Origin of the sequence: Neorhizobium sp. S3-V5DH, assembly GCF_004343065.1 — a bacterium.
Classification (GTDB): domain Bacteria; phylum Pseudomonadota; class Alphaproteobacteria; order Rhizobiales; family Rhizobiaceae; genus Neorhizobium; species Neorhizobium huautlense.
Map to the genome: position 1 here is coordinate 652,606 of NZ_SMCL01000001.1, position 22,480 is coordinate 675,085.

At 61.2% G+C, this 22,480-nt stretch carries 22 protein-coding genes and 1 pseudogene; 13 read left to right on the top strand and 10 right to left on the bottom strand.

Annotated features, from left to right (window positions below; genetic code table 11):
- Positions 1–10: 10 nt before the first annotated feature.
- Positions 11–1,165 carry an acyl-CoA dehydrogenase family protein gene (locus EDE09_RS03165; RefSeq protein ID WP_132408828.1) on the bottom strand — a complete coding sequence of 385 codons (1,155 nt, stop codon included), beginning with the start codon at positions 1,163–1,165 and terminating at the stop codon, positions 11–13.
- 203 nt (positions 1,166–1,368) lie between these two features.
- On the opposite strand from EDE09_RS03165, the gene EDE09_RS03170 reads away from it, so the two are divergent.
- Positions 1,369–2,064: a helix-turn-helix domain-containing protein gene (locus EDE09_RS03170; RefSeq protein ID WP_205839355.1), complete on the top strand. Its 696-nt coding sequence runs from the start codon at positions 1,369–1,371 to the stop codon at positions 2,062–2,064.
- A gap of 2 nt (positions 2,065–2,066) precedes the next feature.
- Here EDE09_RS03170 and EDE09_RS03175 read toward each other — a convergent pair whose 3' ends face one another.
- The 4 genes from EDE09_RS03175 to thrC are packed head-to-tail and all read right to left on the bottom strand — an operon-like array spanning position 2,067 to position 8,357.
- Entirely contained in the window at positions 2,067–4,976 is a 2,910-nt protein-coding gene (locus EDE09_RS03175; protein WP_112801571.1) for an EAL domain-containing protein, read from the bottom strand.
- The gene (locus tag EDE09_RS03180; protein ID WP_112801573.1) at positions 4,973–5,584 is read right to left on the bottom strand and encodes a GNAT family protein; all 612 of its coding nucleotides are present in this window, start codon (positions 5,582–5,584) and stop codon (positions 4,973–4,975) included. The genes EDE09_RS03175 and EDE09_RS03180 overlap by 4 nt, the downstream gene beginning before the upstream one ends.
- Before the next feature lie 44 nt (positions 5,585–5,628).
- Entirely contained in the window at positions 5,629–6,927 is a 1,299-nt protein-coding gene (locus EDE09_RS03185) for a pitrilysin family protein (RefSeq protein ID WP_132408830.1), read from the bottom strand.
- A 29-nt stretch (positions 6,928–6,956) separates the two neighbouring features.
- The gene (gene thrC / locus EDE09_RS03190; RefSeq protein ID WP_207914805.1) at positions 6,957–8,357 is read right to left on the bottom strand and encodes a threonine synthase; all 1,401 of its coding nucleotides are present in this window, start codon (positions 8,355–8,357) and stop codon (positions 6,957–6,959) included.
- Positions 8,358–8,484: 127 nt separating this feature from the next.
- On the opposite strand from thrC, the gene EDE09_RS03195 reads away from it, so the two are divergent.
- Entirely contained in the window at positions 8,485–9,054 is a 570-nt protein-coding gene (locus EDE09_RS03195; protein WP_112801577.1) for a PilZ domain-containing protein, read from the top strand.
- 13 nt (positions 9,055–9,067) lie between these two features.
- Here EDE09_RS03195 and EDE09_RS03200 read toward each other — a convergent pair whose 3' ends face one another.
- Positions 9,068–9,757 (bottom strand): HAD family hydrolase, encoded by a 690-nt coding sequence (locus EDE09_RS03200; RefSeq protein WP_112801579.1) that lies wholly within the window; start codon positions 9,755–9,757, stop codon positions 9,068–9,070.
- Positions 9,758–9,895: 138 nt separating this feature from the next.
- Here EDE09_RS03200 and EDE09_RS03205 point away from each other — a divergent pair, with 138 nt between their 5' ends.
- The 3 genes from EDE09_RS03205 (at position 9,896) to EDE09_RS03215 (ending at position 11,809) form a co-directional block, all read left to right on the top strand.
- On the top strand, positions 9,896–10,558 hold the full coding sequence (locus EDE09_RS03205) for a GntR family transcriptional regulator (RefSeq protein WP_132408834.1): 663 nt from the start codon (positions 9,896–9,898) through the stop codon (positions 10,556–10,558).
- A 191-nt stretch (positions 10,559–10,749) separates the two neighbouring features.
- Complete coding sequence (locus tag EDE09_RS03210) at positions 10,750–11,334, top strand: biotin transporter BioY (protein WP_132408836.1); 585 nt, start codon at positions 10,750–10,752, stop codon at positions 11,332–11,334.
- A 1-nt stretch (position 11,335) separates the two neighbouring features.
- Entirely contained in the window at positions 11,336–11,809 is a 474-nt protein-coding gene (locus EDE09_RS03215; protein WP_132408838.1) for a DUF1284 domain-containing protein, read from the top strand.
- Here EDE09_RS03215 and EDE09_RS03220 read toward each other — a convergent pair.
- The gene (locus EDE09_RS03220; protein WP_132408840.1) at positions 11,742–12,443 is read right to left on the bottom strand and encodes a winged helix-turn-helix domain-containing protein; all 702 of its coding nucleotides are present in this window, start codon (positions 12,441–12,443) and stop codon (positions 11,742–11,744) included. The genes EDE09_RS03215 and EDE09_RS03220 overlap by 68 nt on opposite strands.
- A 71-nt stretch (positions 12,444–12,514) precedes the next feature.
- On the opposite strand from EDE09_RS03220, the gene EDE09_RS03225 reads away from it, so the two are divergent.
- The 3 genes from EDE09_RS03225 (at position 12,515) to EDE09_RS03235 (ending at position 14,482) form a co-directional block, all read left to right on the top strand.
- Complete coding sequence (locus EDE09_RS03225; protein WP_132408842.1) at positions 12,515–12,844, top strand: NIPSNAP family protein; 330 nt, start codon at positions 12,515–12,517, stop codon at positions 12,842–12,844.
- Complete coding sequence (locus EDE09_RS03230) at positions 12,841–13,188, top strand: antibiotic biosynthesis monooxygenase (protein ID WP_132408844.1); 348 nt, start codon at positions 12,841–12,843, stop codon at positions 13,186–13,188. The genes EDE09_RS03225 and EDE09_RS03230 overlap by 4 nt, the downstream gene beginning before the upstream one ends.
- A 163-nt stretch (positions 13,189–13,351) precedes the next feature.
- Complete coding sequence (locus tag EDE09_RS03235; RefSeq protein ID WP_132408846.1) at positions 13,352–14,482, top strand: site-specific DNA-methyltransferase; 1,131 nt, start codon at positions 13,352–13,354, stop codon at positions 14,480–14,482.
- A gap of 112 nt (positions 14,483–14,594) precedes the next feature.
- On the opposite strand, the pseudogene EDE09_RS28545 reads toward EDE09_RS03235, so the two are convergent.
- Positions 14,595–14,693, bottom strand: a pseudogene (locus EDE09_RS28545) (HAD family phosphatase); the annotation flags it as partial.
- A gap of 92 nt (positions 14,694–14,785) precedes the next feature.
- Here EDE09_RS28545 and EDE09_RS03245 point away from each other — a divergent pair.
- The gene (locus EDE09_RS03245; protein ID WP_112801596.1) at positions 14,786–15,010 is read left to right on the top strand and encodes an antitoxin MazE family protein; all 225 of its coding nucleotides are present in this window, start codon (positions 14,786–14,788) and stop codon (positions 15,008–15,010) included.
- Entirely contained in the window at positions 15,007–15,384 is a 378-nt protein-coding gene (locus EDE09_RS03250) for a type II toxin-antitoxin system PemK/MazF family toxin (RefSeq protein ID WP_132408848.1), read from the top strand. The genes EDE09_RS03245 and EDE09_RS03250 overlap by 4 nt, the downstream gene beginning before the upstream one ends.
- Positions 15,385–15,407: 23 nt before the next feature.
- Here the strand turns inward: EDE09_RS03250 and EDE09_RS03255 are convergent, their stop codons facing one another.
- Positions 15,408–16,022: an HAD family phosphatase gene (locus EDE09_RS03255; RefSeq protein ID WP_132408850.1), complete on the bottom strand. Its 615-nt coding sequence runs from the start codon at positions 16,020–16,022 to the stop codon at positions 15,408–15,410.
- A 19-nt stretch (positions 16,023–16,041) separates the two neighbouring features.
- The gene (mutY, locus tag EDE09_RS03260; RefSeq protein WP_132408932.1) at positions 16,042–17,145 is read right to left on the bottom strand and encodes an A/G-specific adenine glycosylase; all 1,104 of its coding nucleotides are present in this window, start codon (positions 17,143–17,145) and stop codon (positions 16,042–16,044) included.
- 161 nt (positions 17,146–17,306) lie between these two features.
- On the opposite strand from mutY, the gene EDE09_RS03265 reads away from it, so the two are divergent.
- The 3 genes from EDE09_RS03265 to EDE09_RS03275 all read left to right on the top strand — a co-directional run bounded on the left by EDE09_RS03265 (position 17,307) and on the right by EDE09_RS03275 (position 22,179).
- Positions 17,307–17,831 (top strand): DUF721 domain-containing protein, encoded by a 525-nt coding sequence (locus EDE09_RS03265; RefSeq protein ID WP_112801602.1) that lies wholly within the window; start codon positions 17,307–17,309, stop codon positions 17,829–17,831.
- Between the two features lie 145 nt (positions 17,832–17,976).
- Positions 17,977–18,681 (top strand): DsbA family protein, encoded by a 705-nt coding sequence (locus EDE09_RS03270; protein WP_132408852.1) that lies wholly within the window; start codon positions 17,977–17,979, stop codon positions 18,679–18,681.
- 36 nt (positions 18,682–18,717) lie between these two features.
- On the top strand, positions 18,718–22,179 hold the full coding sequence (locus EDE09_RS03275) for a chromosome segregation SMC family protein (RefSeq protein WP_132408854.1): 3,462 nt from the start codon (positions 18,718–18,720) through the stop codon (positions 22,177–22,179).
- The last annotated feature ends 301 nt before the right edge of the window (positions 22,180–22,480 follow it).

Below are 22,480 nucleotides of genomic sequence, written 5' to 3' on the forward strand. Positions count from 1 at the left end.
AGCCCTCCGATCAGAACGTCGTCGAAATGTCGAGACCGAGGGCGGTGCGACCGGAAAACTCCTGCTGTGCTCCCACCCTCATCGGATGATAACGGGCGCCCTGGACATCGCGGAACCGCCGTTCCAGACCGTTGTCGCGATAAAAGGCGGCTCCGCCCGCTGTCTCCATAGCAAGCTCGGTCGCGGCGATGGCGTGGCGGGCAACCAGCGAGCGGCCGATCATGATCTCGTTCGTCGTCGCCGGCGAGGGATCGCCCCGTTCCGCTGTCGCGATCATGCTGCCAAGCGCATACTGAGCGGCGCGCAACTCCGTCTCCATCTGCCCGGCGAGGCTGATCACATGCGCGTCCGGCTCGCGTTTCTTTGCCAGGTCTATGGCGATATTCCGGGCGCTTTCGGCAACTCCAAGATAGGCCGAATATATCAGCGGGAAGGCGATCATGGAGATGATATGGAAGAGCATATGCCATTCGCCTTGATTACGTTTCAGGGCGACCGCCTCCTCCGGCACCACATGGCCGTCAACCATCACGTCATGGGAGCCTGTGCCGCGCATGCCCATCGTTTTCCAGGTGTCGAGCACTTTGACATGCGGGGATTTCATCGGCAGGCCGAAATGGATCACTTTCGGTCCGTCGGGTTCGTCCACAACGGCACCTGTCATCAGGAGGTCGCCGATGGGCGAGCCTGAGGTAAAGATCTTGCGTGCGGTGATACGATAGCCGCCGTCCACTTTTTCAGCCTTGCCGGATCCGCGGATCCAGTCCGATCCCCCGCTCGAAAGCAGAATGATCCGTTCCGCTGCGACGCGTTTCAAGAGCGGTACGACAGGCTGTGCCTTCTGGTGCGTCCATCGCCAGGCGGGGATCGCCACCTGATGGGTGTGCATGGAAAAGGCAAGCGCGGTGGAACCGCAATGGTGGGCGAGTTCCTTGATCATGGCACAAAGTTCCGCAATGTCCGCGCCCCCGCCACCGAGGTCCGCTGGCACGCCGGCCTCCACCAGGCCGGAATGGCGTAGGTCGCGGTAATTGTCCGCAACGAAGGTGTCGCCTTCGTCGGCCGCGGCTGCACGCCCGGCGAAGACTGATCCGAGTGAGCGGGCAATGCCGGCGAGCTCGGGATGAACTTTGCTGAACGGCAAGGTTCCGGTTGCTGTCGTCATGTTGCAATCCTCCTCCTGTTGAGAATGCAGGGAGTGTTTGCCCGGGACCGAAAAGCCGCAAGTACAGGAAGTGTACCGCGCATGGCGCGCCGGAAGTCTCATGGATAAGCGGAGAAGGACTAGTACAAAAAGTGTACTTGGCGCTTATGGGCGATGGTCCTATTCTGGGTAGTTCAATCACGCAGGGGTTGCCTATGCCGGAAATGACCGCGAGTTACGGCCAGTTCTGTCCCGTCGCCATGGCCGCCGAAGTCTTCTGCACGCGTTGGACACCGCTGATACTGCGGGAACTGCTCTGTGGCAGCCACAGATTCAACGACCTCAGGCGCGGAGTGCCGCGCATGTCGCCCACCTTGCTTTCAAAACGGCTAAAGGAGCTTGCAAAGGCGGGTGTCATCGAGACACGCAAGGCAGCAGACGGTGTCATTGAATACCATCTGACGCCGGCCGGCGAGGAGCTTCGCGACGTCGTGATGACGCTCGGCTTTTGGGGGCAGCATTGGGTGGAAACCCAGCATGCCCTCGAAAAACTCGATCCGTCGCTGCTGATGTGGGATATGCGCCGCCATCTTGATCCGGAACCGCTGCCTCCCAGCCGCTGTACGGTGCAGTTTCTTTTTCCCGATCAACCGCCGGCGCGGCAGCGATACTGGCTTGTCATCGACGGGCGCGATGTGGACGTCTGTTCGACCGATCCGGGCTTTGAGGTCGATCTCTACGTGACCTGCGCTTTGCGTATCATGACAGCGATCTGGATGGGCATCGCGACCGTGCGAGCGGAGGTGAGGTCCGGCCGGCTGGAGCTTGACGGTAGTCCCGAGATGGCGAGCTCGATGCAACAATGGCTCGGACTAAGCCCCTTTGCCCGTGAGCGTCAGAAGACCGGGCAGGCGGCGTGACGTCACGCCCGCTTGGTCAGCGGAAAGCGTTCCTTGAGCAACTTCAGCACCACATCCGCAGCGGCCGGCGGGCCGAACAGATAGCTCTGGCCGAAATGGCAACCCATCTTGGCAAGTTCGGCGGCGTCCTCGTCGGTCTCTATGCCTTCCGCGACCACCGCCATCTCGAGCGCACGGGCCATGGCAATGACGGAGCGTAGAAGAATGGCGCGTTTATCCGTGGCATCCTTGACGAGTGCCTTGTCGAGCTTGATCGTGTCGAACGGAAACTTCGTCAGGTAGGCCAGTGAAGAATACCCGGTGCCGAAATCGTCCAGCGCCAGGCCCATACCCGTTTCCTTGAGCTTGGCGAGCACGAGGCGTGCCTGCTCGGGATTTTCCATCATCAGCGACTCGGTGAGCTCCAGCTTGAGCTGATGCGGGCTGACCTGGGTCTTCTGCAGCAAGGCCCGTACGTCGTTGTAGAGGTCGGCGTTGAGGAGCTGAGCGCTGGAAAGGTTCACCGAGACGAAGATCGGCAGTTCACCCGTCTGGTTCTGCCATTTCATCAGGTCGGTGCCGGCGCGGTCCAGGGCGAACAAGCCGAGCGGGCCGATCAGGTCCGACATCTCGGCGATCGGGATGAATTCCGATGGCGGAATGCTGCCGCGCTTGGGATGGTCCCAGCGCATCAGCGCCTCGAAGCCGGCAATTTCCCCATCCTTCAGCCGGATGATCGGCTGGTAGGCAAGCGAGAGTTCCTTGCGCTCGATGGCGCGACGCAGGTCGGTTTCGATCTGCAGCTTGTCCGTACCGGAGGCGCGAAACGCCGGTCGGAAGGGCTCGACACGGTTTCCGCCTGCGCGCTTTGCCCGGTACATTGCGAGTTCCGCGTCGGCCAGCAGGCCGGCTGCACTTTCCTGCTGGTCCACCCAGGAGGCGAGCCCGATCGAAGCGGTAAGGATGATTTCGCGGTTGGCGAAGTTGATCGGCACCATGATCGCCTTGGATACCGCATCCGCAAAATCGGCAACTTTGGCGGGATCGCGTTCAGACACCAGGATCAGTCCGAATTGGTCGCCGGCGATACGTGCCAGCGTGTCCTGCGGTTTCAGCAGACGGCGAAGCCGCCTGGTCAGCGCGATCAGGATGTTGTCGCCCGCCGCGATGCCGAGACTGTCATTGACCTGCTTATAGCGGTCGATATCGATCGTCATGACCGTCGGGCGTACCATGTCGCCGCTCGGGGCGAGTGTCAGAACCGCTTGCAGGCGGTCGAGAAAGAGCTGGCGGTTCGGCAAGCCGGTCAAATTGTCGTGGAGCGCATCCTGCAGCAGGCGCTCGACGGAATTTTTTTGCTCCGTGACGTCAATGATCGTGCCCACGCAACGAATGATTTCGCCGTTGGAGCCGAGCACCGGCCGGGCGCGAATCTGCAGCCAGTGGAAATGCCCGTCCTCCGCCCGGATGCGGAATTCGTGATGCAGGCGGCCGCGGCGATGTTCTAAAAGCACGTCGAGCGTGGCGCGGAAACGGTCGCGATCATCGGGATGCAGCCGCGGCACCCAGTTGCGAACCGGGCCATGCATTGTGCCGGGATCGAGGCCGAGGCGGGCGGAAATATCGGGCGTGGTGACGACGCGGTCGCGGGCCACATCCCAATCCCAGACGGTGTCGCCGCTGCCCGTCAGCGCCAGAGATTGCCGCTCGAGATCGGAAAACAGGCCTTGCTGGTAGGCGCCGCCGGCAAAGGCGTGCTGCATGACGGTGAAGCCGATGAGAAGCACGATCAGGACGAGACCGCCGCCAAGCGCCGGCTGGATGATGTCGTTGTCGAGCTTGCCCGTCACCGTCAGCCATCCCCCGAATAGCCATACGAGGATCAGCGCCCAGGTCGGAACCAGCAGGATGGCCCGGTCATACCGGTTGAAGCCGAGATAGATGATCAGCAGGATGCCGACCGTGCCGGTCAGGGCGAAGGAGATGCGGGCAATCCCTGCGGCAACCGAAGGGTCGTAGATCGCTACGCCGCCGAGAAGCACGAGGCCGACAACCCAGGCAAGCGTCGCGTAACCAAGATGGACGTGCCAGCGGTTCAAGTTGAGATAGGTGAAGAGAAAGATGACGAGCGAGGAGGCAAGCGCCACTTCCGCCGCCGCCCTCCAGATCCTCTGGTCGCTGGAGGTGATGGTGATGAGCTTGTCGAGGAAGCCGAAATCCACGCAGATATAGGCGAGGACTGCCCAGGCAAGGGCGGCCGCTGCAGGCAGCATGGACGTGCCCTTGACCACGAACAGGATCGTCAGAAACACGGCAAGCAGGCCGGCGATGCCGAGCACGATTCCGCGATAGAGGGTGAAGGAGTTCACCGTGTCTTTGTATGCGTCCGGCTGCCAGAGATAGATTTGCGGAAGCTGCGGCGTTGCAAGTTCTGCCACGAAGGTGATCGTCGCTCCCGGATTGAGCGTGATGCGGAAAACGTCCGCATCGGGGCTCGGCACCCGGTCGAGCGCGAAGCCTTCCGACGGTGTAATCGAGATGATGCGCTGCGAACCGAGATCCGGCCAGAACATCTTGGAATTCGCCAGCCGGAAATGCGGCGCGACGATGACCCGTTCGAGCTGTTCTTCCGAAACGTTGGCAAGTGCGAATACTGCCCAGTCCCCCTGATGACGCGGCGAACTCGCCCGCACTTCGATGCGGCGGCGGATGCCGTCGGCACCGGCTGCGGTCGAGACCTGAAACGCTTCACCCTGGTTTGTATAGATATCGGTCGTCTTGGTGAGATCGAGTGCGGTGTCGTCACGGGAAATCTTCACCGGTTCGGCGGCGCTTGCCGAGGGAGCGGCAGCCAGGATGGCGACGGCAAGGGAAAGTATCAGCGCTGGCACCCAGCGGATCAACGACGCAAAACGCAACACAGGCACTCTCATGGCTTCGGCGTCTTCCCGAAATCGCCGTCTTCGGGTAGCCGGGAGAACATCAGGTGGTCGCGCCACTCGCCGTTGATTTTGAGATATTTCCTCAAAAGACCTTCCCGCTCGAAGCCGGCTTTTTCGAGAAGCCGGACGCTTTTCCAGTTTTCCGGAATACAGGCTGCTTCAATCCGGTGCAACTGAAGTCCGCCATAGACATACGGGATAGCCACCTTCAATGCGGCCAACATATGGCCTTGGCCGGCGTGTCTTTCCCCCATCCAATAGCCGATCATGCAGCTCTGCGCGGCACCCCTGCGGATATAGCCGATAGTGAGACCGCCGAGCAGGACATTGTCCTGCCGGCGGAAGAGGAGGAGCGGCACGGCGAGGCCCGAGCCATATTCCTGGCCGCTGCGGACGACACGCGCCCGGAACGAACTCTCGGTGAGTTCGTCAGGCCGCCAGATCGGCTCCCACGGCTGTAGGAAAGCCCGGCTTTCCGAGCGCAGCGCATACCACTGCTTGTAGTCGGAAAACCGCGGCAGCCGGAGGAAGTGTTTCTCTCCGTATAGCTCAGGGGTGTCCGGCTGTTTTGACAGGAACCGAAACACCGACTTCGCCATGCTGTTGCTGCTCCGCGCAGGGCAGCCGGGTGCGGGTCTTCGACCTAACCGGCGGCCTTCTTGGTCTCCACGTTCGGCGAGGAAAGCGCCGCTGAAATGTCGGCCATCGGCGCGAGCTGTTCGATCGGACCGACGGCGGACAATGTCGGAACTGTATCGAAAAACAGCCTTCCGGCAAGGTCGGTAAGGCGTTCGGTGGTGATGCCCTCGAGACGCTCCATCATTTCGTTATTGGGGATCGGCCGGCCGTAAAGCATCATCTGCCGGGCGATCTGGCCGGCACGCGCCGCAGGGCTTTCCTGGCCCATGAGAAGCTGCGCACGGATCTGCGCGCGCGCGCGGTCGATTTCCTGCTGGTGAATGGTTTCCGATGCCTTGTGCAGTTCGTCGATCACCACCGGCATCAGCTTCGGCAGGTCGTCCCCGCCGGTCGCCGCATGAATGCCGAAGATGCCGGTATCGGAGAAGCCCCAATGGAAGGCATAGACCGAATAGCAGAGCCCACGGTGCTCGCGCACTTCCTGGAACAGGCGCGACGACATGCCGCCGCCCAGGATATTCGCAAGGATCTGCGAACAGTAGAAATCACGCATGTGATAGGCTTTGCCTTCGAAGCCGATCAGGACCTGTGCGTCCATCAGGTCGCGCTCTTCGCGAACGTCGCCGCCGAGGTAACGGGCGGTTTCCAGGACCGGCGGCGCGCTCGGCATCAGCGGCAGTGTGGCAAAACGCTCTTCCACCTGGCGGCAGAAGGAGGCATGGTCGACGGCGCCGGCCGCCACCACGAACATCCGGTCGGTGGTGTAATTGCGCGACAGGTAGTTGCGGATCTGGCCGGGCGTGAAGCCGTTGACGGTTTCCGGCGTCCCGAGGATCGGTCGACCGATCGTCTGGCCCTTGAAGGCGATTTCCGAAAAGCGGTCGAAGATCACGTCGTCGGGCGTGTCGTTCGCGGCGCCGATTTCCTGCAGGATGACGTGTTTTTCGCGCCTGAGTTCCTCTTCGTCGAATTCCGACTCCGTCAGGATGTCGGCCAGGATATCCACGGCGAGCGGTACGTGATCCTTGAGGACGCGGGCATAATAGGACGTGGTTTCCGTCGAGGTAGCGGCATTCAGTTCACCGCCGACATTTTCGATTTCCTCGGCGATGTCGCGGGCGCTGCGCCGCTTGGTGCCCTTGAAGGCCATATGCTCGAGGAGGTGAGCAATCCCATGTTCGTCTTGGGTCTCGTTACGCGACCCGGACTTGATCCAGACGCCGAGGGCAACGCTCTCCAGGTGAGGCATGGTCTCGGTGACGACTGTCAACCCGGAAGAAAGCCGGGTGATTTCTACATTCATGTTACGTCTTTCCGGCGCCGCCGAGAACTTCAAGCGCGGGCATGCTGGCCGATGAAGGTTTCGACGGCCTTAAGCTCAGGCTCCAAGATATCGAAGCGCTCCTCCCTTTGCATAAGATCAGCAAGCCATGATGGAAGCGCCGGATCAATTCCGCAAGCGGATTTTACCGCGGCCGGGAATTTGGCCGGATGCGCGGTGGCGAGCGTGACCATGGGACTTGTGGCTCTCAAATTCTTTTGAGCGACGAAAACGCCGGTCGCCGTATGCGGATCGATGAGATAGCCAGTGGCGCTGAGCGTCTCGCGAATGGTGGCCGCAACCTGCTTTTCGGTGGCGCGCCCGGCGCGGAATTCGCGGCGGATGGCTTTCAGCGCGTCCGGCTGGACCTCGAAAGCACCGGACTGCTTCAGCCCGGCCATGGCCGAGCGAACGGATGCCGGATCGCGATTATAGGATTCGAACAGTAACCGTTCGAAATTCGAGGAAATCTGGATGTCCATGGAAGGCGAAGTCGTGGCCTTGACGCCGCGCATCTCGTAGCGGCCACTTTTCAAGGTGCGGGCCAGGATGTCGTTGTCATTGGTGGCAATCACCAGCCGGTCGATCGGCAGGCCCATCTTCTTTGCGACGTAACCCGCAAAAATGTCGCCGAAATTTCCGGTCGGCACGGTGAAGGAAACCTTGCGGTCCGGTGCGCCGAGCGACAGTGCGGCCGTGAAGTAATAGACGACCTGCGCCATAATGCGGGCCCAGTTGATCGAGTTGACGCCGGAAAGCTTCAGCCGGTCGCGGAAGGCCGCGTCGTTGAACATCTCCTTTACGAGGTTCTGGCAGTCGTCGAAATTTCCCCTGACCGCCAGCGCGTGCACATTCGCCGCATTGGACGTCGTCATCTGCCGCTGCTGCACCGGCGAGACCTTGCCATGTGGAAAAAGAATGAAGATGTCAGTCCGCTCGCGACCGGCAAAGGCATCGATCGCCGCGCCCCCCGTATCGCCCGAGGTCGCCCCGACGATGGTGGCCCGTTCGCCGCGCTCTGCCAGCGCATAATCCATCAGTCGCGCCAGCAACTGCATCGCCACGTCCTTGAAGGCGAGCGTGGTGCCGTGGAAAAGTTCGAGTACGAAGTCGTTGGGCCCGGTCTGCACCAGCGGCACAACCGCCGGATGCCGGAAGGTCGCATAGGCTTCCTCGATCATGGCCTTGAACTTGTCGGCGGGAATTTCGTCCTCGACGAAATGCTTCAGCACTTCGAAGGCGACATCCTGGTAGCGCTTGCCGCGCAGCGCACGGATGTCCTTTTTCGTCAGGGTGGGCCATTCGCGCGGCACGTAGAGACCGCCGTCGCGCGCAAGACCTGCCAGCATGGCGTCCCGGAACTTAAGGGACGGGGCTTCGCCCCGGGTAGAAATGTAGTCCACGACGTTCAATCCCCAATCGATTTTTATTCGCGCCGCTGATATAGACCAGGAAAATGGGTGGTGAAAGGCCGGAAAATGACGTTCCGGTTCTCGTGAAGACATGACCCAGCAATCGGGATGGAAGAGGTTGAGTACGGTGTTAGGCAAGATTTCGCGTAGTGTTCTGGCAGTATCGCTCGTGGCAGCTCTGGCAAGCTGCAATTCATCCTCGACCGCCGAGGGACTATCGCCGACCGCCGAGGCTGCGTCCGCCCAGCAGCCCGCAACTCCCGTTGTGCAGGCCTATTGCCCACAGGTGGTGATGCTCGAGCAGACGGCCGTCCATCGCGTCTATGCTCGCGGTGGTCAGGACAATCCCGAAAAGCTGCTCTACCAGGCCTCGCTGGCCGATGCGACGCGCCAGTGCACCGCCAACGAAACGACCCTGACCATCAATGTCGTGGCCCAGGGCCGTGTCGTGCAAGGCCCCGCCGGGCAGCCGGGTCAGGTTACGTTGCCGATTCTGGTTGAAGTCGTAGATGGCGACAACGTCATCTACTCGCAGAAGGTCGCCTTCCCAGTCGAAATGCCTGCCGGCGGCACCCAGTTCATCTTCAACAAACCGGATGTGCAGATCCCGAACGCCCAGGGCGGCGCATCCCGCTTCACCCGCGTGCGTCTCGGTTACGATACCGGCCCGGCGAAGAAGCCCGCCCGCCGGGGATGACGGCAGCGACTGTTCAGAGCGCTCCGCCCCATTCGCCAAGTGCCGCGACGACTGCCGGAAAGTCCATCATCCGGGAAATCACCGTTTCGGCGCCGGCATCGGTCAGTCGGTCGGCATGGCTCGGATAGGTATGCGAGGCGCCCGTAAAACCGACGACGCGCATGCCGGCTGCCCTGGCGCCGTGGATGCCGTGAACGGAATCTTCAAGCACCAGCACCTTGTCCGGTGAGACCTTGAACTGTTCGGCGGCGTGCAGGAAGATGTCCGGCTTCGGCTTTACCCGGTCCGCCCCAAGATCCTTGGCGGAATAGATATGGGGAGCGAAATAGGGCTTGAGCCCTACCTTTTCGAGCATCATGTCGAGCCGATGGCTGCTGGAATTGGAACAGATGCAGCGCTGCGTGGCGAGGCGCGCAAGCGCGAACTTCACGCCGTCGATGATCTTCACGTCGCGGGCGAGGCGGGCATCCAGCAACTGTTCCGACTTATCGAGCAGCGAGGCGGAAAGCGGAATGTTCGCTTCCTTCTCGACCGCCAGCAATATGTTCTTCCAGGTCATGCCGGCAAAGCGTTCGCCCATTTCCTCGACGCTGATCGGATAGCCGGCCTCGGTCAGAAGTCGCGACTCGACCTGCGCCGCGATGATTTCGGAATCGACGAGCACGCCGTCGCAGTCGAAGATGATGAGGTCGAAACCGCTCATGATAGATGCCTTGTACCGGAGGTGAGGCCGGCCTTTTATACGACAGTCGCGCCAAGCTCAACCGACGAGGCTGCATGGCTGAAGCGAGCAGGGCGGGCGGCTCTCGACAAGCCCGAAACACCGCTCTAAGGAAGCATCATGGGCAAGGAGCCGGAAGACACGATAGCCAGTCGCATCAGCCGGGTGCTTGCCGATCGCATCGTGCGCGGTGAGCTCTCTCCGGGCGCGCGTCTTCGCCAGGACCATATCGCCGAGGAATTTCAGACCAGCCACGTGCCGGTTCGCGAGGCCTTTCGTCGGCTCGAGGCGCAGGGGCTGGCAATCAGCGAACCTCGTCGCGGCGTGCGCGTTGCCTCCTTTGATCTTGCCGAAGTTCGTGAAGTGGCGGAAATGCGTGCCGTGCTGGAGGTTCTGGCGCTGCGGCATGCCGCCCGCCATCTTACCCCCGCCATTCTCGATGAGGCGGAAGAAGCCGCCCGTGAAGGCGACGCCGCCGCCGACGTGCACGCCTGGGAGGAGGCCAACCGCCGCTTCCATCGGCTGCTTCTGACGCCTTGCGGCATGAAACGGCTGCTGGCGTCGATCGACGACCTGCATGCAGCAAGTGCACGTTTTCTTTTTTCCGCCTGGCAATCCGGTTGGGAAAAGCGCACCGATCACGACCATCGGGCGATCCTGAGCGCTCTTCGCCAGGGCAGGAGCGAGGAAGCAGCGGCCATTCTCCAGAAACATGTGCAATGGATCGGCCGCGGCCCGCAGCCCGCTGGGCCTTCCCGCGAGACTTTCACGATCGTCGGCTGAGTTTTTCAAAAATTATAGATAATTTTATCAGGCTGTTTCATAAGGCTTTTTTCGGATTGATCCGAGATCGCGTGCATCCCTAACGCGCTTTCCAGAGCGGTTGAGGCGGTAAGGCACTTGTCTCGACGGGCAATTCCTTTCATAAAATAGATGAGAATCGAAATTATCTATAATTTGAAAAGGAGAATTTGATGTCCGCTGCTGACTCCCGCCAGATCCTGGTATTCGACCCTCTGCGGCTTACCGGCCGTTCGCTTCTGACCAAGGCTCTTTTCGTTCTTGCCGGCACGCTGGCACTGGCGCTCGCCTCGCAGATTGCGGTGCCCATGTATCCGGTGCCGGTCACGATGCAGACCTTCGCAATCACCATGATCGGCGTGCTCTACGGATGGCGGCTCGGTGCCTTGACGGTTCTCCTATGGCTCGGCGAAGCGGCACTTGGCGCTCCGGTTCTTGCCAATGGTTCCGGTGGCCTGGCGCCTTTTGCCGGTCCGACAGCGGGATATCTGGCATCCTTCCCGATTGTTGCGGCGGTTGCGGGTTACCTGGCTGAAAAGGGCTGGACCGGCGAACGTTATGTAAAGAGCTTTGCCGCTCACCTTGCCGCTAACGTCCTGTGCCTCGCTATCGGCGTCGCTTACCTGGCCTACCTGCTCGGCGCGGAAAAAGCATGGCTGCTTGGCGTTGCTCCCTTCATTCTCGGCGCCGGCCTGAAATCCGCACTCGCCGCGGCGCTGCTCAAGGGCCTGCAGCAGTTTCGCACCAAGGATGCCTGAATTGGTCGTCCGCCTGCGGCCGCATCACCTGCTCTGTATGCTGACCTTTATCGGAAAGGGTTACAATGCCGCGTTTGTGGCCAACTACATTGCCATTGCGCGGCGGCTTTCCGAGGGTGAGGCGATTGAGATCGTCTCGGGGCCGGATGATATCTGCCGGCCGCTGCTGAGCGGCGATAAAGCGCATTGCCGCTTGGAAAGCGTTGTCAGGCGCGACGATCTGGCGACGGCTGCCGTCGCCCGCCTGCTGGGTCGTTCGGTTCGTCCGGGCGATCGCATCTACCCGGGCCGCACGCTCATCAGGCGTTTCCGGGAAGCATTCGCGGACGGAAGTCTTCGCACTGCCTGCCACGGATGCCGGTGGTCGGAAATCTGCTCGGTGGTGGCGGCATCCGGCTTTGCCGACGTCAGGGTTCTGGGCTCGGCCGTTCCAGCGGAAACAGCGACAGGAACTTGCGCTCCCCTTCCGGCGTGAACAGCACGGCGCGGCTCTCGCTGCTGCGGCGGGCCCAGCCCTTTTCCAGGAAATGCGAAAGCAGAGCCTTGCCGAGCGTGCCGGCAAGGTGCGACCGGCGCTCGCTCCAGTCGAGACAGGATTTGCAAAGCGGCCGGCGGCTAGAGACAAGCGGTGCGACATCGATGCCGATCCTGCCGATATCGACCCGGCCCTGTTCGGTCACCATCAGGTTTTCGCCGTCGGTGCGGATGACGCCGCGGCTTACGAAACTGTCGAGCATCCGTACGCCATAATCGCCGGCCAGATGGTCGTAGCAGATCCGCGCCTTGCGTAGCGCCGGATCCTTCGGCCCGGGCTGATGCCTGAGATGCCCCCGGCTTGCCGCAAATCCCATGATATTTTCGAGAAGCGTCCCGGCAGCACCGTCGGCCAGTGTGAAATACCGGTGCCGGCCCTGCTTGCGTTGGGAGATCAGCCCACCGTCCTCAAGCTTGGACAGATGTGAGCTGGCGGTTTGCAGCGTCACCCCGGCCGCCTGCGCCAGTTCGGTCGCCGTCAGCGCCTGTCCGCCCATCAAGGCGGTCAGCATGTTGGCGCGGGCGGGGTCGCCGATAAGCGTGCCGATGCGAGCAATGTCCGGTCCTTCTTTCATACTTCGATCCTAACCGAAGCATATTCGTTCCGCAACATGGCAAAACAGGCTCGCAAGCATTGGAGAAAGTCATGATCACCTGTTTCATCCGTTATGAGATCGATCCGTTCAAACGAGCGGGATTCGCCGAATATGCCCGCAACTGGGGCCAGGCCATTCCCCGTTGCGGCGCCGACCTGATCGGCTATTTCGGGCCGCATGAAGGTTCGTCGACCACTGCCTACGGGGTCTACAATATCGAGAGCCTGGCAGCCTACGAAGCCTATCGTGCCCGCTTGGCGGTCGATCCGCTCGGGAAGCAGAATTACGAGTTTGCCAGTCGCGAGCGCTTCATCTTCAAGGAAGACCGCATTTTCCTGAAGAACATCTCCATACCGCACGGAGCTTTGATAAAGCCATGATCGCCGTCATCTTCGAAGTCGTGCCCTATATGGGCGAGCGCCACAAATATCTGGATCTAGCAGGCGACCTGCGTTCCGAACTCGAAACGATCGACGGCTTCATTTCGATCGAGCGGTTCGAAAGCCTCACCATGCGAGGAAAGCTTCTCTCGCTCTCCTTCTGGCGGGACGAGGAAGCTGTGCGCCACTGGCGCAATCTCGAATCCCACCGCGCCGCGCAAAGGGCAGGGCGCAACGGCATCTTCGCAGACTACCGGCTGCGCATCGGCCACGTCTTGCGCGACTACGGCATGTTCGAGCGCGACGAGGCGCCGACCGACAGCCGCGCGGCGCATGCCGCTTAGCAAATCTAGGCAGTTTGAGGTGAAGCCGATGAGCCGGCTTCACCGTTCGGCCGCCTGCGTAAATTTTTCTCGAAATCGTCCAGCGCTTCAGGCTTTGGTAACCAAAGTAGGTAACCATAACAGTCAGTAAATTCGTACCGAGTACAGCGTAGCGAGTAAAAAAATGGCAGCAGTTCTTCCGCTGGCCGACCTGAAGCAACAGGTCCGTCCGGACACCTGGCTCAACTCCATCATCAAGGGCGATTGCGTCGCCGCTCTGGAAGCCCTGCCGGATCACTCCGTCGATGCGATCTTTGCTGATCCGCCCTATAATCTTCAGCTCGGCGGCACCTTGCATCGCCCTGATCAGTCACTGGTGGATGCCGTCGACGATGAATGGGACCAGTTTGCCTCGTTCGAGGCCTATGACGCCTTCACTCGCGCCTGGCTGCTTGCCTGCCGCCGCGTCCTGAAGCCGCATGGAACGATCTGGGTCATCGGCTCCTATCACAATATCTTCCGCGTCGGCGCGATGATGCAGGATCTGAACTTCTGGCTGCTGAACGACATCGTCTGGCGCAAGAGCAACCCGATGCCGAACTTCAAGGGTCGCCGATTCCAGAACGCCCATGAGACGATGATCTGGGCGAGCCGCGACGCGAAGGCCAAGAGCTACACGTTCAACTACGATGCCCTGAAGGCATCCAACGACGATGTGCAGATGCGTTCCGATTGGCTTTTCCCGATCTGCTCGGGCAACGAGCGCCTGAAAGGCGAGGATGGCAAGAAGGTCCACCCGACCCAGAAGCCGGAAGCGCTGCTCGCCCGCGTCATCATGGCCTCGACGAAACCCGGCGACGTGGTCCTCGACCCGTTCTTTGGTTCCGGCACGACTGGTGCGGTGGCAAAGCGCCTCGGCCGCAATTTTGTCGGCATCGAGCGCGAACAGGACTATATCGATGCGGCCGCCGCCCGTATCGAAGCTGTCGAACCGCTGGGCAAGGCCGAACTGACGGTCATGACCGGCAAGAAAGCCGAACCCCGCGTCGCCTTCACCACGCTGCTTGAAGCAGGTCTCGTCCGGCCCGGCCAGGTTCTGACCGACGAACGCCGCCGCTACAGCGCAATCATCCGCGCCGACGGGACGCTCGCGGCAAACGGCGAGGCCGGATCCATTCATCGCCTTGGCGCCAAGGTGCAGGGCTTTGACGCGTGTAACGGTTGGACCTTCTGGCACTTCGACGACGGCCGGTCCTTGAGGCCGATCGATGCGCTGAGGGCCATCATCCGGAATGATCTGGCAAAATTGGACTGATCCACCAGTCCCTGTCAGATCCACCATTCCTTGTCCGGTTTTGTACCTCTAGTCCCGGACGAGGATAATTGACGCCCGGGGAGGCTGACCCCGGGCGTCATTATCTTTTTGGTCAGACCCCCAAGCCGCGAGCGGCGAGATCTTCTTTCAACTGATCGGCATCCGTGAAATGCACCGCCTGCCAGCCGGCAGCGCGGGCGCCTTCTGCGTCGACCTGACCGCGTTCTCACGCTGATGGGAGGAGTGGCGTTCGGCTGGTAGTTCTGATATGTTACATGTAACCAGCGTTCAGGAGCCCTGACCATGGCGACAGTATCAAAATCCAAGCCCGGGCGGGTGAAGGTGCGTGAGCATCGCGACCGGCTGCGCGCGCAAGGCTTGCGGCCTATTCAGATTTGGGTGCCGGATGTTCGTGCTCCCTCTTTCCGGGACCAGGCACATCGACAGTCTGAGGCAGTTGCCGCAAGCGCTCACGCCCATGAGGATCAGGCATTCATCGACGCGGTGTCGAACTGGGGCGATGAATGAGACGCGGTGAAGTTTGGACTGTTTCCGGAGGCAAGGATTATGCAGCAAAGCCGCGCCCCGTTGTGATCGTGCAGGACGACAGCTTCGACGCCACCGACTCGATTACGATTTGCGCTTTCACAACCGACCCTACCGACGCGCCGCTGTTTCGTCTCATCGTCGAGCCGAACGAGCGCAACGGCCTGCGCTCGGTCTGTCGCCTGATGGTGGACAAGATTACGACAGTCCCCCGAGTGAAGCTGGGTGTGCAGGTCGGACGGCTCGATGATGAGGATTTGTTGCGACTCAATCGGGCGATGACCGTGTTCCTCGGCATGGCGGTTTCTCCCGGGCTGGCAGGGCGAAGGAATCATGAAGAGCCTTTAAGCAAGTGAAGAGCTCTGCCAGGTCGACCGTTTTAGATGTCGATGTTCCTGCTCCTCAAGTCTTTTTCCAATTGCTCCGCATCCTTGAAATGCACCGCCTGCCAGCCGGCGGCGCGGGCGCCTTCCACATTCGCGACGGAATCATCGATGAAGATCGTCGCTTCCGGTTTAAGGCCGAAGTCACGGGCATGTTTTTCGTAGATCGCTACGTCCGGCTTGATCAGGCCGATCTCGCCTGAAACCGTTACTCCGCGCGGCTTGTTCAGGAAGGGGAACAGTTCCCTGGCATGGGTGAACGTGTCGGCCGCAAAATTCGTCAGCATCGTAACGTCCCGGCCCCTGTCGATCAGGTCTTCCATGATTTTGACGGAGCCGTCGTAGGCATGCGGCACCATCTCGTGCCAATGCTTGCGGAAGGCACGGATCTGCTCTTCGCGTTCGGGATATTTCTTAATCAGCAGCGCCTCGGCTTCCTCCCACCTGCGGCCGCGGTCCTGCTCGAGGTTCCATTCATGGGTGCAGACATTGAGGAAGAACCATTTGCGTTCTTCCTCGTCCGGTATAATGCGGCTGTAGGGGATGTTCGGGTCGTAGTGGATCAGCACCTTGCCGATGTCGAAAACGATGTGCTCGATCTTGGCCGTCATATGTCTCCCCGGATGAGAATCAGTTCGGAAGTTTTTCGAAGGCTCGTGGGATAGCCTCTGCGATGACTTTTTTCATGACGGTCGGCAGTGCCTGGGCCTCAAGATTTGTGACCGGCTCCCACCATCCGTCATCTGCCGTTGTCTTCTCAGTTTGCGTCCGGAAGACGGAAAGCCTGAGCTCGAAATGGGTAAAGACATGGACGACCGTGCCGCAGGCCTGCCAGTCGGCGGGGAAGGGGGCATGGTCGGGGCTCGTCCCGCCATCGAGACGCGCGGTCCACGAGGTGGTCGGCACCTCGGTCATGCCGCCGAGCAAACCGCTTTCGATCCGCCGCCGCAGCAGCACCTCGCCCTTAGGCGTCACCGCCACGAAAGCCGCGCCCACCCGCACCGGTTTTTCTTTTTTCGCGGCCTTCACGGGAAAGCGTTCCGGATCATGTTTTGCGAAGGCGAGACAGTCTTCGCGAAAGGGGCAGAGCGCACAGGCCGGTCGCTTCGGCGTGCAAATCGTTGCACCGAGATCCATCATCGCCTGGGCGAAATCCCCCGGCCGGTCGGCAGGCGTCAAATCAGCAACCTTCGCCTTCATCAAGGGCTTTGAGCCCGGTAGCGGCGCATCGATGGCGTAAAGCCTCGAAATCACACGCTCGACATTGCCGTCCATGACTGCGGATCGCCGGTTGAAGGCGATTGCCGCAACCGCCGCGGACGTATAGTCGCCGATGCCGGGAAGTGCGCGCAGGCCTTCCTCCGTATCGGGAAAGATGCCTTGGTGCTCGGCGGCCACCGCCTCGGCGCACTTTTTCAGGTTTCGGGCACGGGCATAATAACCAAGCCCTGCCCAGGCGGCCATCACGTCCTCGGCAGGCGCTGCGGCGAGATCCGTGACCTTCGGCCAAAGCGCCAAGAACTTGGCGAAATAGGGTTTGACCGCCTGCACGGTGGTCTGCTGCAGCATGACCTCCGACAACCAGACACGATAGGGATCGGCCCGCCCGCCCGCCTTCGCCGCAGCCGGTGTCACCCGCCAGGGCAGCTCCCGATGGTGCCGGTCGTACCAGGCAAGCAGCTTTTCGGGGAGCGAAAGCGGGATATCGGCAGAAAGGACAGGAGAGCTCGTCATTTCAACGAAGATAGTGGCTGCGCCTGTGTCCGCCAATCGCCATACCGAGGAAAGCTGGGGAGATAGGGATATAAGAACCTTCGAAGGCCTGACCGACGATCGCTTTCTTAATCGCATTGCGGTCTCTATAATGACTTTCGATCAACTGGATCGGATTTTGCATGAACAGCCCGGAAAAGACGCGCAGCCAGAGAGGAAAACGGGAGTTTCAGATTTCCGAAGTGGCAAACGGCATCATCGATCCGGTGCTTGCCCGCCGCGCCGGCATCTCGACGGCACTGCTCGGCTCCTGGGACGAAATCGCCGGCGAGGATTTTGCAGACTGCACCCGACCGGAAAAAATCGCCTGGCCGCGGCGCGACGAAGGTTTTGCCGCAGGCGGCGGCTATCAGGCCGGCGTCCTGACGATCGCTTGCGAAGGCGCCCGCGCCCTTTTTCTGACCCACGCCCAGGGCGAGTTGATTGCGCGCATCAATGGCTTTTTCGGCTTTCCGGCCGTCCGCCAGATACGTATCGTCCAAAAGCCCGTCTCGCAAACCTTCAAGCATCCCCGCAAGCCTCCGCCGCTGAAGGGCGAGGCAGCCAAGCGGCTTGAAACGATGATGGAGGGCATCGAAAGCGAGGCGCTGAAAAAGGCTGTCGAGCGGCTTGGCACCGCCGTGCTCCAGAAGAAAAGCAAGCGGTGACCTTAAGAAGCTTGCGTTCATCCTTGATACATCTCTGATTTGTCACAATTCTTTGAAGAGATTTGCCTATCGACAGCTTGTTCCTGTTCGGGCGTCGCGTTACGGAATGTCAAAAATATTGAGACCTCTCGCTTACAGGTGTTCCATGCAGATGAACGATGTCACCATGACCAGACGCGCGCTTTTAGGCGGTGTTGCCGTAGCCGCCTTGGCGCTGGCCTTGCCGCTCGGCGTTTCCGAAGCTTTTGCGCAGGAACTCCCCGAGTCCCAGGGCGACGTGGACATGGCAGCTGCCATCAAGCCGGGTCCGCTGCCGGAAATGGCGCTGGGTGAGGAGAAGGCGCCTGTGACGGTCATCGAATATATGTCGATGACCTGCCCGCACTGCGCCAACTTCCACAACAAGACCTTCGACACGATCAAGACCAAGTATATCGATACCGGCAAGGTGCGTTTCATCATCCGGGAATTCCCGTTCGATCCGGTCGCGACGGCGGCCTTCATGCTGGCCCGCTGCAATCCGCAGAACCCGCAGGAGCTTTCCGCTCCGGCCCAATATTTCCCGATGGTCTCGATGCTCTTCAAGCAGCAGCGCGCCTGGGCGGCTCCGGCAGATGGAAATGTGCGCAATGCACTGCTGCAAAGTGTTAAACTGGCAGGTTACTCACAGCAGAGTTTCGAAGCTTGCTTGACGAACCAGAAGCTTCTCGATGAAGTAAACGCGGTCGTAAAGCGGGGAGCTGACGACTTCGGTGTGAATTCCACCCCGACTTTCCTGATCAACGGCAAGAAGTATTCTGGGGACCTATCGGTTGAATCCATGTCAGCGCTCATCGACAGCCTGTTGTGAGCTTATCTTCCTTAAAGGGAAGATGAGGGGCGCGGCATGAAGTTCACCAAGCTGCGCCTCGTCGGATTCAAGTCTTTCGTCGAGCCGATGGAATTCGTCATCGAACGCGGGTTGACCGGTGTGGTCGGCCCGAACGGCTGCGGCAAGTCCAACCTTGTCGAAGCGTTGCGCTGGGTGATGGGCGAGAATTCCTACAAGAACATGCGCGCGTCCGGCATGGACGACGTGATCTTTTCCGGCTCCGGCAACCGCCCGGCCCGCAACACTGCCGAAGTCGGCCTTTATCTCGACAATTCCGACCGCACCGCGCCCGCCGCTTTCAATGATGCCGATGAAATCCAGGTAAGCCGCCGGATCGAGCGTGAAGCCGGATCGATCTATCGCATCAACGGCAAGGAGGCGCGCGCCAAGGACGTGCAGTTGCTCTTTGCCGATGCGTCGACCGGCGCGCGCTCGCCGTCCATGGTCGGTCAGGGCCGGATCGGGGAGCTCATCCAGGCGAAACCGCAGGCTCGCCGTCAGCTCTTGGAAGAGGCAGCTGGTATCTCCGGCCTCCATTCCCGCCGCCATGAGGCCGAGCTTCGCCTGCGCGCCGCCGAAACCAATCTCGAACGCCTCGACGACGTGCTGAGCCAGCTCGAAAGCCAGATAGAGAGCCTGAAACGGCAGGCCCGGCAGGCTAACCGCTTCAAAACGCTTTCAGCCGATATCCGCTCGCGCGAAGCGCAGCTTCTGCATATCCGCTGGACGCAGGCCAAGGAGGCCGAAGCCGAAGCGGAAAGCGCGCTGAACCAGATCACGGTCGTCGTGGCCGAGAAGGCGCAGGCGCAGATGGAGGCGGCAAAAGAACAGGCGGTCGCCAGCCTGAAGCTGCCGGAACTGCGCGAGGAAGAGGCAAAGGCGGGGGCCGCGCTCCAGCGCCTGCAGATCGCCCGCGGTCAGTTGGAGGAGGAGGTAAACCGTCTCCTGAAGCGCCGCGATGAACTGACACGCCGCCTTGCACAGCTCGGCGAGGATATCCGCCGCGAAGAGCAACTGGCCGCTGACAATGCGGTTTTTTTGGAAAAGCTCGACCAGGAAGAGGCCGAGCTCAGCGAGATTCTGGCCGAGTCCGGTGTGCAGGCCGAAGAGCTGCATGCGGCGTTTGAGGCTGCGGCGGCCGAACTTGGCGAAAGCGAGAAGCTGTTTTCCGCCATCACCGCCGAGCGAGCGGAAGCGGCTGCTGGACGCAACCAGCTGGAGCGGGCAATCCGCGATCTTGCCGAGCGCCGCCAGCGTCTCGACCGGCAGCTTGGCGACTCCAGGCGCGAGCTCGACTCAATCAACGATCGCCTCTCAGGACTTGATGACCCGGCCGAAAAGCGCGAAGCGGTGGAGGCAGCCGAATTCGCGGTCGAGGATGCAGCCGCGGTTGCCGAGGAAGTCGAAGCCGCACTCGCGTCGGCGCGTGCGGATGAATTGGCAGCCCGCGGCCCGGTGGAAGCGGCCCGCTCCGCACTGAACGGCTTGGAAACCGAAGCGCGTACGATCTCCAGGATGCTTGCGGCCGGCGCCGCTTCTGGCGATTTCGTTGCTGTTGCCGAAATGATCCGCGTCGACCGCGGTTACGAGGCAGCACTTGGAGCCGCATTGGGCGATGATCTGGAAAGCCCAGTCGATGCCAACGCACCGACCTATTGGTCGTTGAACGGCGATGGCTCAAGCGATCCGGACCTACCGCCGGGCGCAAAGCCACTGATCGCCCATGTTACGGCTCCGCCGGAACTTGCTCGCCGCCTGGCGCAGATCGGCCTCATTTCCGAAGCTGATGCCCCGAACCTAATCCGGCTCCTGCATCCCGGCCAGCGTCTGGTGACGAAGGAAGGCGCCGTTTATCGCTGGGACGGTCACGTCACCGGTTCGGAAGCGCCTGGCGCCGCCGCCCTGCGCCTTTCTCAGAAGAACCGGCTCTCCGAGCTTGAGGCGGAAATCGACGAGGCACGGATCGTCCTGTCGGAAACCGAGGTGGCACTTGCCGCCGCCGCGTCCGAAATCGGGGCTCGGGAGCGCCAGCTTGCCGATGCCCGCGAAGGCGGCCGCCTTGCTGCGCGGCAGCTTTCCGAAGCGCGCGATGCACTTGCTTCGGCCGAACGCGCTGCTGGCGACCTGATGCGCCGCCGTGACGTGATCGCCGAGGCCGTCAATCAGATCAGCGGGCAGATTGAGGATCTGGGCGTTCAGGAGGAGAATGCGCGCGTTGAACTGGAAGATGCTCCGGATATTTCCGATATCGATAACCGGCTGCGCGAGCAGCAGTTGGTGGTTGCGACCGATCGCAGCTTGCTCGCCGAGGCACGTGCCCGCTACGAGGGGCTGAGCCGCGAGGCGGAAGGCCGCAAGCGCCGCCTGTCGGCGATCGCTCAGGAACGCGCCGCGTGGACCACCCGAGCGGCGAGTGCTGCCGGTCACATCGCAAGCCTGCGTGAGCGCGAGGACGAGGCCCGCGAGGAAATCGCCGATCTCGAAGCCGCTCCCGAGGAGCTTGACGACAAGCGGCGCGCGCTGCTTTCGCAGCTGCAGAAGGCCGACGACATGCGGCGCGCTGCCGCTGACCGGCTTGCCGAGGCTGAAACGCGTCAGCGTGAGGCGGATCGAATTGCTGTCACCGCGCTGTCCGAACTGGCCGAAGTTCGCGAAAGACGCGGCCGCGCCGAGGAACGTTTAGTCTCCGCTGCCGAAAAGCGCCACGAAAGCGAAAGCCGCATCCGCGAGACCTTGAACGTTGCGCCCCATGACGTCCTGCGCCTTGCCGGACTGAAACCCGATGCGCCGATGCCCGATATCAGGGAGATCGAGCGGGAGGTCGACCGGTTGCGGATGGAGCGCGAGCGGCTGGGAGCCGTCAATCTTCGTGCCGACGAAGAGCAGAAGGAGCTTTCCGACAAGCTCGATACATTGATGCGCGAGCGCGCCGATGTGATCGACGCGATTCGCAAGCTGCGCGGGGCGATCCAGAGCCTGAACCGTGAAGGTCGTGAGCGTCTGCTGGCGGCTTTTGATGTGGTCAACGCGGAATTCCAGCGGCTCTTCACGCACCTTTTCGGCGGCGGCACGGCGGAACTGCAGCTTATCGAATCGGACGATCCGCTTGAAGCCGGGCTTGAAATCCTTGCGCGCCCGCCGGGCAAGAAACCACAGACCATGACGCTGCTTTCAGGCGGCGAACAGGCCCTGACCGCCATGGCACTGATCTTTGCGGTTTTCCTCACCAATCCCGCGCCGATCTGCGTTCTGGACGAAGTGGATGCGCCGCTCGACGACCATAACGTGGAGCGTTACTGCAATCTCATGGACGAAATGGCGGCGTCCACCGAAACCCGCTTCATCATTATCACGCACAACCCCATAACCATGGCGCGGATGAACAGGCTTTTCGGTGTTACGATGGCGGAGCAAGGTGTCTCCCAGCTTGTGTCCGTCGACTTGCAGACGGCGGAACTGTTGCGTGAGGCAAGCTGAGCAAATTTAATGTGCCTAGGAAAAATGCTCACCAATTAAGTAGAATCACCCATATGGGTGATTGAAATTTTCGGCTATTGTTGTCTTGTTGAATTCGGAGGAAGTCCATTGAACTTCCTGGTGCTCCGGCGCTCACGTCGGAGCCTTAGACCCCCCGTCCGGGTTTCCTGTCTCGGACGGAAGGCTTTGCGGGGCCGCCTGTGATCCGGCCCCGCAAAGCTTGTTTTCCAAGAAACCTGCTATCCATCCGCGCTGCAGCTTTTATTTGCTGCGTTGCAACATAATCCTTGCCTACTGCGTT